Source organism: Vibrio sp. Vb0598 (genome assembly GCF_033338935.1).
Lineage (GTDB): Bacteria > Pseudomonadota > Gammaproteobacteria > Enterobacterales > Vibrionaceae > Vibrio > Vibrio alginolyticus.
This window is the reverse complement of the sequence record NZ_JAWOTP010000097.1, coordinates 1-1,519: the sequence shown is the minus strand read 5'-3', so window position 1 is coordinate 1,519 and position 1,519 is coordinate 1. Positions and strand designations below refer to the sequence as shown.

At 46.1% G+C, this 1,519-nt stretch carries 1 protein-coding gene and 1 pseudogene; one reads left to right on the top strand and one right to left on the bottom strand.

From position 1 onward, the window contains the following. Positions 1–77 precede the first annotated feature (77 nt). Positions 78–1,316 (top strand): iron-containing alcohol dehydrogenase, encoded by a 1,239-nt coding sequence (locus R7Q38_RS23190; protein WP_064490393.1) that lies wholly within the window; start codon positions 78–80, stop codon positions 1,314–1,316. Between the two features lie 65 nt (positions 1,317–1,381). Here R7Q38_RS23190 and R7Q38_RS23185 read toward each other — a convergent pair. Next, positions 1,382–1,519, bottom strand: a pseudogene (locus R7Q38_RS23185) (transcriptional regulator HexR); the annotation flags it as partial.

Genomic DNA, 1,519 nt, shown 5'->3' with positions numbered 1-1,519 from the left:
CAAGGTGGATTGGGTCAACTTTTTTTAACGCAAACCATAGCAATCTATTAAAAGTTGTCGTTTTGGGGAGGAAGTGTATGTTTCAGTTTATGACTGCAACACGGATTATTTTCGGTGAAGGAGCGCTCCAATCTTCACTATCAGTTATCAATCAATTTGGGTATAGCGTCTTGCTCGTGACGGGAAAAGAGACTCAGCGCGCCACGCCCATCATCAATTATCTCAAAGCTCAAAATATGCGTTATCAGCACGTCGCCATCAATGGGGAGCCCAACATTACGATGGTGGAAGAAACGGCGGTGCTCGGGCGAAAATTTCAACCTGATATGGTCATCGCGATCGGCGGTGGTAGCGTCATCGACATGGGCAAGGCATTGGCCGCAATCATTCCCAATCAGGGTAATGTCTACGATTATGTGGAAGTAGTTGGAAGAAACGTTCCTCTCAAAGCGAAACCGATTCACTTCATCGCGATTCCCACAACTGCGAGTACTGGCTCAGAAGTGACTAGAAATGCCGTTCTTAAGTCTGGGCAGGACAAAGTAAAAGTAAGTTTAAGAAGTCCGGACATGTTGGCTGACGTTGCGATTGTCGACCCAACATTGACTTATGGGACTGATCAATACACATCTGGACGAGGCGCTATGGATGCATTTACGCATCTGATGGAAGCTTATGTGTGCGGCGAGCCGAATCCTCTCACTGATATGGTATGCGAAGAAGGGCTTCGTCGATTGAGTCGATCAGTGATTGCAGGCTGCAAGCAGGATAATCATAAGGCTCGTTCGGATTTATCTTTTGCGGCTTTGCTTGGAGGGATGGCGATCACTAACGCTAAATTGGGCGCTGCTCATGGGTTAGCCTCTGCTCTTGGTGGGAAACTTGATGCTCCGCACAGTGTGATAACTGCACGTTTAGCACCTCATGTGATGCAAGAAAACATCAATGCAGCAAAGCAAGCGGGCAGGAATGATGTGATCAATCGATATCGAAAACTGGCTCGACTTGTCACGGACAGAGCGAATGCGAATGAACATGACGGCGTGCTTTGGGTCACGATGGTGTTAGATAAGCTAGAATTGCCATTGCTTGGTAAGTTTGGTGTTTGCCAAACTTCGTTTGAACAGGTAGCAAACGATGCGCTTAAGTCTGTTGCGATTAAAGGTAACCCTTTACCTCTTAATCAGGAGCGTTTGGTGTTCATACTAAAACAAGTGTGCGATTGCAGTGGAGATTGTGCTGCAGAAAGCACGCCGCACATGAGTTCAGTAGAGGTATTGGAATCGAGAAGCGATTTATCAAGTGTAAATGAGTAAATACAAGTAAAGTCGTTGCGAGAAGAAATAAAAAGGGGAGCCAATTGGCTCCCCTTAATCAATGCTTAGTACTGACTTAGCTTGTCATAACGACTGTCTTTTAAGGCATCTTTCACGCGTTTTAGATTTTCGCGGAAACCTGTACCACGGCGAAGTGTAAAGCCTGTGGCTAATACGTCGATAACGGTCATTTGAACGACACG